This window comes from Noviherbaspirillum sp., from assembly GCF_036846085.1.
Lineage (GTDB): Bacteria > Pseudomonadota > Gammaproteobacteria > Burkholderiales > Burkholderiaceae_D > Noviherbaspirillum.
Genome location: NZ_DAIUCO010000271.1, coordinates 1 through 6782, shown reverse-complemented (window position 1 = coordinate 6782; position 6782 = coordinate 1). Strand labels below are relative to the sequence as shown.

Genomic DNA, 6782 nt, shown 5'->3' with positions numbered 1-6782 from the left:
GGGTGGGGGTGTGAAGGTTGATCTACCGAATGCGTTAGCTCGACCTCACTACCCCCATCCCAACCTTCCCCCTGAAAGGGGGAAGGAGCAATCCGTTGATGAATTAACCTATGCCTACTATTTCACCGGCTCGAAGGTTACCACGAGACCATTCGGTCTTGTCGTGATTTTGGACAACAGGTAGTCGGTTCCGCCGTAGCGCAGATCCTCGGGACGGAAGGTATAGAGCGGCATGTCCTTCAATACCTGTTCGGCAAGCAGGCTGCCGATCTTGCCGATCTGGCTGCCGTAGCGGTTGTCGAGGCCGTCGACATTGACGGTTTCGACGCGCGGCTCGGCGAGCACCAGTGCGCTGCGGGAAGGATCGAAGCGCAGGTTGCCGGAGATCGCGAAACTGCCCTTGAAGGACCGATTCACGAAAGGCGGCGCGATCACCGCATCGAGGTTGGTGAGGATGCGGTTGGTTTCCGGCTGCAACGTGACACGCGGATTGGAAATGGTGATATCCAGCAATTCAAGCAGGCGATTGTTAAACGGGAAGCGGCTGGCAAGGGCCTTCTCCAGCGTGGCGAGGGGCACTTCAACCTGCCGCGGGCCGAGCAGCGTGGCGCAGCCGGCGAGGAAGACCGCGAACAATGCGAGCAGATATCGAAAAGACCTTGATGTCATGTTTATCCTCGGTTCTCAGGTGGCGGTCAGGGCATCGAGCATCGCCAGATAATGCATCGCATGCTCGCTGCGCTCCCCGCACATTTCCGGCGACGGTTTCAGGCTGCCGCAGACCGCCGGCCGTTCGGGCTTGCCGAAAATGCGGCAGCGGTTGCGTTCGTCAAGTTGCACGCAGCGCACCCCGGCGGGCTTGCCGTCCGGCATGCCTGGAATGGCCGATGAAATCGACGGCGCGATGCAGCAGGCGCCACAACCGGGACGGCAAACGAATTCATTCATAACGCAATGCCTGGATGGGCAGCAACCGGGACGCCTTGCGTGCCGGATAGAAACCGAAAAAGATGCCGATGGCGGCGGAAAATCCCACTGCCAGCACGATGGACTCCGGCGATAGCCGGGTCGCCCAGCCGGCGAAATGCGCCACCAGGAACGAGCCGGCGGCACCGAGCAGGATACCCACAAGGCCGCCGATCAGCGACAGGGTTACGGCTTCGACCAGGAACTGCGTCAGGATATCCTTGGCGCGCGCGCCGACCGCCATCCGCAGGCCGATTTCGCGGGTGCGTTCGGTCACCGATACCAGCATGATGTTCATGATCCCGATCCCCCCCACCAGCAGCGATACCGATGCCACCGCCGCCAGCAGCAGCGCCATGATGCGCGACGATTCCTCGCGCGCCTGCAGGATTTCGGTGAGGTTGCGCAAGGTGAAAGCGTCTTCCTGGTCGGGCGGCGTGCGCTTGCGCTGGCGCAGGACCTCCCTGACGCTCTCCTCCGCCTGCTTCATGTCCGCGCCTTCCCGCACCTTGACCTGGATGGTCCCCACGCGGCGCAGCTTGCCCTGGATATTGCCGAACAGCCGGTTTCGCGCGGTCGATAGCGGCACCATCACGACGTCGTCCTGGTCCTGTCCGAGCATGCTCTGCCCCTTGCGTTCCAGCACCCCGATGATGGTGAACGGCACGTTGCTGATGCGGATGGATTGTTCGATCGGATCCATGTCGCCGAACAGCTGCGTCGCCACCGTTTGCCCGATCAGTGCCACCTTGGCGGACCCGGCCAGTTCATGCGGCTCGAATATCCGGCCGGAGGCCAGCGGCCAGTCGCGCGCTTCGAGGTAGTCGGGATTGATGCCGTATACCGAGGCCGACCAGTTGTTGCCGCCGGCGACGATCTGCCGGGTGCCGCGGCTGGACGGCGCGGCTACCTGGACTTCCGGAATCTCGCGCACCAGCGCCGCCGCATCATCCTCGGTCAGGTTCTGGTTCGCGCCCGCGCCGAGGCGCACGCCGGAGGATGTGGTCGAGCCGGGCATGACGATCATCAGGTTGGAGCCGAGGCTCTTGATCTGATCCTCCACCCGCGCCTGCGCGCCGGCCCCGATGGCGATCATGGTGATCACCGCCGCCACGCCGATGATGATGCCAAGCATGGTCAGCATCGAGCGCAGCTTGTTGACGCGCAGTGCATTCAATGCGATGCGCAGCGTCGCAAGCAGGTTCATGCGGTGGCTCCGGCATCGAGGCGCTGCAGCTCGGCCTGCGCATCATGCGGCCGGTTCGGCTGGTCGCTGATGACCAGTCCGTCGCGGAAGGCGATGATGCGCGACGCGAACGCGGCGACGTCGTGCTCGTGGGTGACGATGACGATCGTCATGCCTTCCCGGTTCAGCCGCTGCAGCAGCGCCATGATCTCGATGCTGGTGCGGGAGTCGAGCGCACCGGTCGGTTCGTCGGCGAGGATCAGCGACGGGTTGTTCACCAGCGCGCGGGCGATCGCCACCCGCTGCTGCTGTCCGCCCGACAGCTGCGCCGGGTGATGGTCCGTCCGCGCGCCGAGGCCGACTTCCTCGAGACGCTGCATCGCCCGCGGCTTGCGCTCGGCGGCCGGCATGCCGGAATACAGCAGCGGCAGCTCGACATTATCCAGCGCGGTGGTGCGCGGAAGCAGGTTGAATTGCTGGAACACGAAACCGATGCGCTTGTTGCGGATGGCCGCCAGCGCATCGTTCGGCAGCGCCGAGACGCGATCGCCGGCCAGTTCGTAGTCGCCGCTGGTGGGCAGGTCGAGGCAGCCGATAAGGTTCATGAAGGTCGACTTGCCGGAACCGGAAGCGCCCATGATGGCGACGAATTCACCCTCGTCGATATCGACCGACACGCCGCGCAGCGCGCGCACGGTGTTGGTGCCCATCACGTATTCCTTGACCAGGTTGCGGGTTTCGATCAATGCCATGAATGCACCATCAGAACATGCGCGGACCGGACGGCGGACGCGGCGCTTCGGTCGACGGCGACCGCACCGTGCCGCTGATGACTTCCGTGCCTTCGCTCATATTCTGCGAAATCACCTCGGTGCTGGTGCCGTCGGTGAGGCCGAAGCGCACCTCGATTGCCTTCGGCTGCTTTTTCTCGTCCAGAACATAGAGACGGCCGCGCGTGCCGCCGCCTCCACGCCGGTCGGCGGTCTCGGCAACGATGTCGTCGTACTGCTTCCTCTGCTCCGGCGTCAGCATCTCGGCGATCTGCGCCCGCATGTCGCTGCGGTTGCGTTCCATGATTTTCTGCCGTTCGCCTTCCGGCGCTTCCCGCGCGGCCATCGATTTGTCGCGCATGGCGGCGAAAATGCCGTCCAGCTTGGCTTTCTGGGTATCGGACAACTGCAGTTCCTTTTCCAGCCGCTCGCGCATCGCCCGCATCTGGCCGCCCGGACCGCCGGAATTGCCCGCCGCGTTGTTCGCGGCATTGTTCGCCGCCGGCCGTGCTGCCGCCGACTTCTCTCCCGGCGCGGCCGCAGGGCGGAAGCGCAATGCGGCATTGGCCACCTTCAACACATCGTCGCGGCTTTCGGTCACGACACGGACATTGGCCGTCATGCCGGGCAGCAGGTCCTTGCCCGGATTGGCGGCGCTGATGACAGCGGTGTAGGTCACGACGTTCGATACGTTCTGGGCCGCCTTGCGGATCTGCTTTACCGTTCCCTCGAACGTGCGGCCCGGAAAGGCGTCAACGGTGAAGCTGGCTTTCTGGCCGATGCGGATGCGGCCGATTTCGGATTCGTCGATCGCGGTGTCGACCTGCATGTCGGTGAGGTTCTCGGCAATGATGAACAATTCAGGCGCCTGCAGGCTGGCCGCCACCGTCTGTCCTTTTTCGACGCTGCGCTTGATCACGATGCCGTTGACCGGCGCGCGGATCGCCGTCCGTTCGAGGTCGACCCGGGCCTGTGCAAGCTGGGCTTCCCGCTGCTTGACCACCGCCTCGGCATTGCGCGCATTGGCCACGGCGACATTAGCCTGCGCCTTCGCGGTATTGACCTGTTCGGCCAGCGAGTTTGCCAGGGCCTGCGCCTTGTCGCGCTCGGCGGCGGAAATGAAACCCTTCTCCACCAGTTGCTGCTTGCGTTCGAGGTCGCGCCGCGCATCGGCAAAATTCACTTCGGCCCGCGACACCTCGGCACGCTGGGCGGCGATGTTGGCCTGCTGGGTCATCACCTGTGCACGCGCGGCATCGACATCGGCCTGCACCTGGCTTACACGGTATTCGAAGGTCTGCGGGTCGATGCGGGCGATCAACTGGCCTTGCTTGACCTCGCTGTTGAAATCGACAAGGACTTCCTTCAACTGGCCGGATACTTGCGAACCGACCTGCACCTGCACCACCGGGCTGAGCGTGCCGGAGGCGGAGACGCTGGCGGTGATGGCGCCTTTTTCAATCTTGACGGTTCGATATTGCGGCTCGTTATTCTTCTTTTGCCATGCGTTCCAGCCGACAACACCAAGTGCTGCCAGCAAGACAATCACCAGCCACAGCCACCCTTTTTTCAACCAAGTCATAAAAGCCGCACTAATCAGGAAATGGCTCGATTCTACTGGCATTCGCCGAACCGGATTTTTCGTTTTGTATCGCTTCAGCACATGCCCTGATACAAAGACGCGAGAAGAAAAACAGCGGACGGTCGACCCGCCTTGACGCTGGAGCAATACGCCCTTATATTACTGACTCAAAAGTAAGTTACTTGACATAGACAATGCCACACGACTCAAAACCCCGCTGGGAACGGCGCAAGGACGCACGTCCGCAGGAACTGCTGGCGGCTGCACTCGACCTGTTCGTCGAGCGCGGTTATGCCGCAACGCGCCTCGACGATGTGGCTGCGCGGGCAGGCGTTTCCAAGGGCACGCTGTATCTTTATTTCACCAACAAGGAAGACCTGTTCAAGGCAGTGGTACGGGAAAACGTGGTGCCGGTGATCGGTGAAGCGGAAAGCATCATCGACGGCCATGAAGGGTCCAGCCCCGAGTTGCTGCGCGAAATCATCCTCGGATGGTGGGAGCGCATCGGCAATACCAAGTTGTCCGGCATCACCAAGTTGATGATGGCGGAATCCGGCAACTTTCCGGAAGTTGCCCAGTTTTACCACGACGAAGTCATCTCGCGCGGCAATGCCATGATCAAGCGCATGCTCGAACGCGGCATCAAGAGCGGCGAGTTCCGGCAGGTCGACGTGGAGCAGGCAAACAATGTGATCTGCGCGCCGATGATCATGCTGATGATGTGGAAGCATTCCTTCAGCACCTGCCGCGCGTCGGACCCGATTTCACCGGAAGATTATCTCGAAAGTTTCATCGATCTCCTCTTGAACGGCTTGCTGCGCGATCCATCTTCGGCGGCGAATTGAATGGATTTCCCATGTTGAAACGTCGTACTTTCTGGATCGTCGTCGCGCTGTGCGTCCTGCTGGCTGGTGCCGGCGCGGCGATGCTGAAGCGGCAGAAGGCACAGGCCGTGCCCGCTGCGGCATTGACCGCCCCGCAAGCCGCCGCCGTCCTCGAATTCCTGCCGACCGACGTCACCACCGTGCAGCCGCGCGAACTGCGGCAGCTGCTGCCGCTGTCGGGCGCACTGCGCGCCGTCAACCAGGCGGCGGTCAAGGCGCGCGTCGGCGGCGAGGTGCGGGAAGTGCTGGTTCGTGAAGGCGAACCGGTCAAGGCCGGCCAGGTCCTGGTGCGCATGGATGTCACCGATTACCAGGCACGGCTCGAACAGGCGAAGGGAGCATTGTCGGCGGCACGCGGCCAGCTCGACATCGCCGTCAAGGCGCGCGACAACAACAAGGCGCTGCTGGAAAAAGGCTTTATTTCCAAGAACGCATTCGACACCGCCACCAGTCAGTACGACATCGCCCGTGCCAATGTCGAATCCGCAAAAGGCGCGCTGGAAGTTGCGCAAAAGGCATTGGCCGACACGACGATCCGTGCGCCGATTTCCGGGCTGGTCAGCAGCCGCATGGTGCAGCCGGGCGAGAAGGTATCGCCGGACAACCGCCTGCTTGATGTGGTCGACCTGAGCAGGATGGAACTGGAAGCGGCGGTCCCGACGGCCGACATCATGAACGTCTCGCTCGGCCAGGACGTGCAGGTCAGGATCGAAGGCCTGGGCGCGCCGCTGGCCGGCAAGGTCGTGCGCATCAACCCTGCCACCCAGGCCGGCTCCCGCTCCATCCTCGCCTATATCCAGATCGACAACCCGCAAGGCGTGCTGCGCGTCGGCATGTTCGGCGAAGCGCAGCTGGCTCTGGCGAAGAAAGCCGATGTGCTGAGCGTGCCGCAATCGGCGGTACGCAACAACGGGCGTAATTTCGTGTATGCGATTGAAAACGGGACGGTCACCCAGAAGCCGGTCGAGCTCGGCCTGCGCGGCGATGATGGCGAAGGCGGCGCGGTGGAGGTGGTGAGCGGGCTGAAGAACGGTGAATTGGTGGTGAAGAACAATCTGGGGAATTTAAAGGTGGGTGCGGCGGCACGGGTGTTGCAGGCTGGGACGGCGACTGCGGAGGCTGGTGCGGGAGTGGTGAGGAAGTGACTTAATTTACGTCTGTGTGCATGAATGATTTCCTCCCCATGTTTGTAGGACGAGGTGTTGGGCGCAGGGTGAGGATAGTGAGATTGAGCTAGCGAATTTAATTGATCAAACTCACTACCCCCATCTCAGCCTTCCCCCTGGAAGGGGGAAGGAGCTGTCATGCTAGGCATGTGTGTCAGAGGTGCAAGTTGCTTCCTTGAAGTTCGCGCTGGATGGTGTTGAATTCCGCTTGGACGCTGCCGGAAAAGA

At 62.4% G+C, this 6782-nt stretch carries 7 protein-coding genes; 2 read left to right on the top strand and 5 right to left on the bottom strand.

The annotated features are described in order from the left end of the window. Positions 1–117: 117 nt before the first annotated feature. The 5 genes from V7080_RS22085 to V7080_RS22065 are packed head-to-tail and all read right to left on the bottom strand — an operon-like array spanning position 118 to position 4504. Complete coding sequence (locus V7080_RS22085) at positions 118–669, bottom strand: DUF1439 domain-containing protein (RefSeq protein ID WP_334190542.1); 552 nt, start codon at positions 667–669, stop codon at positions 118–120. A 15-nt stretch (positions 670–684) separates the two neighbouring features. After that, positions 685–948: a YkgJ family cysteine cluster protein gene (locus V7080_RS22080; protein WP_334190541.1), complete on the bottom strand. Its 264-nt coding sequence runs from the start codon at positions 946–948 to the stop codon at positions 685–687. After that, positions 941–2173 (bottom strand): ABC transporter permease, encoded by a 1233-nt coding sequence (locus V7080_RS22075; protein WP_334190540.1) that lies wholly within the window; start codon positions 2171–2173, stop codon positions 941–943. Before V7080_RS22075 ends, V7080_RS22080 begins: the two co-directional genes overlap by 8 nt. After that, a complete protein-coding gene (locus V7080_RS22070) occupies positions 2170–2904 on the bottom strand; it encodes an ABC transporter ATP-binding protein (protein WP_334190539.1) in 735 nt (244 codons plus the stop codon). Before V7080_RS22070 ends, V7080_RS22075 begins: the two co-directional genes overlap by 4 nt. Before the next feature lie 10 nt (positions 2905–2914). After that, entirely contained in the window at positions 2915–4504 is a 1590-nt protein-coding gene (locus tag V7080_RS22065) for an efflux RND transporter periplasmic adaptor subunit (protein ID WP_334190538.1), read from the bottom strand. Positions 4505–4698: 194 nt separating this feature from the next. Between V7080_RS22065 and V7080_RS22060 the strand changes: the two genes are divergently transcribed. Together V7080_RS22060 and V7080_RS22055 are read left to right on the top strand one after the other, a co-directional pair. After that, a complete protein-coding gene (locus tag V7080_RS22060; RefSeq protein ID WP_334190537.1) occupies positions 4699–5349 on the top strand; it encodes a TetR/AcrR family transcriptional regulator in 651 nt (216 codons plus the stop codon). An 11-nt stretch (positions 5350–5360) separates the two neighbouring features. After that, the gene (locus V7080_RS22055; RefSeq protein WP_334190536.1) at positions 5361–6533 is read left to right on the top strand and encodes an efflux RND transporter periplasmic adaptor subunit; all 1173 of its coding nucleotides are present in this window, start codon (positions 5361–5363) and stop codon (positions 6531–6533) included. The last annotated feature ends 249 nt before the right edge of the window (positions 6534–6782 follow it).

Excerpts from the sequence above, each read along its gene's own strand:
- V7080_RS22085 (WP_334190542.1), bottom strand. The coding sequence starts at position 669 with ATGACATCAAGGTCTTTTCGATATCTGCTCGCATTGTTCGCGGTCTTC.
- V7080_RS22080 (WP_334190541.1), bottom strand. The coding sequence starts at position 948 with ATGAATGAATTCGTTTGCCGTCCCGGTTGTGGCGCCTGCTGCATCGCG.
- V7080_RS22075 (WP_334190540.1), bottom strand. The coding sequence starts at position 2,173 with ATGAACCTGCTTGCGACGCTGCGCATCGCATTGAATGCACTGCGCGTC.
- V7080_RS22070 (WP_334190539.1), bottom strand. The coding sequence starts at position 2,904 with ATGGCATTGATCGAAACCCGCAACCTGGTCAAGGAATACGTGATGGGC.
- V7080_RS22065 (WP_334190538.1), bottom strand. The coding sequence starts at position 4,504 with ATGACTTGGTTGAAAAAAGGGTGGCTGTGGCTGGTGATTGTCTTGCTG.
- V7080_RS22060 (WP_334190537.1), top strand. The coding sequence starts at position 4,699 with ATGCCACACGACTCAAAACCCCGCTGGGAACGGCGCAAGGACGCACGT.
- V7080_RS22055 (WP_334190536.1), top strand. The coding sequence starts at position 5,361 with ATGTTGAAACGTCGTACTTTCTGGATCGTCGTCGCGCTGTGCGTCCTG.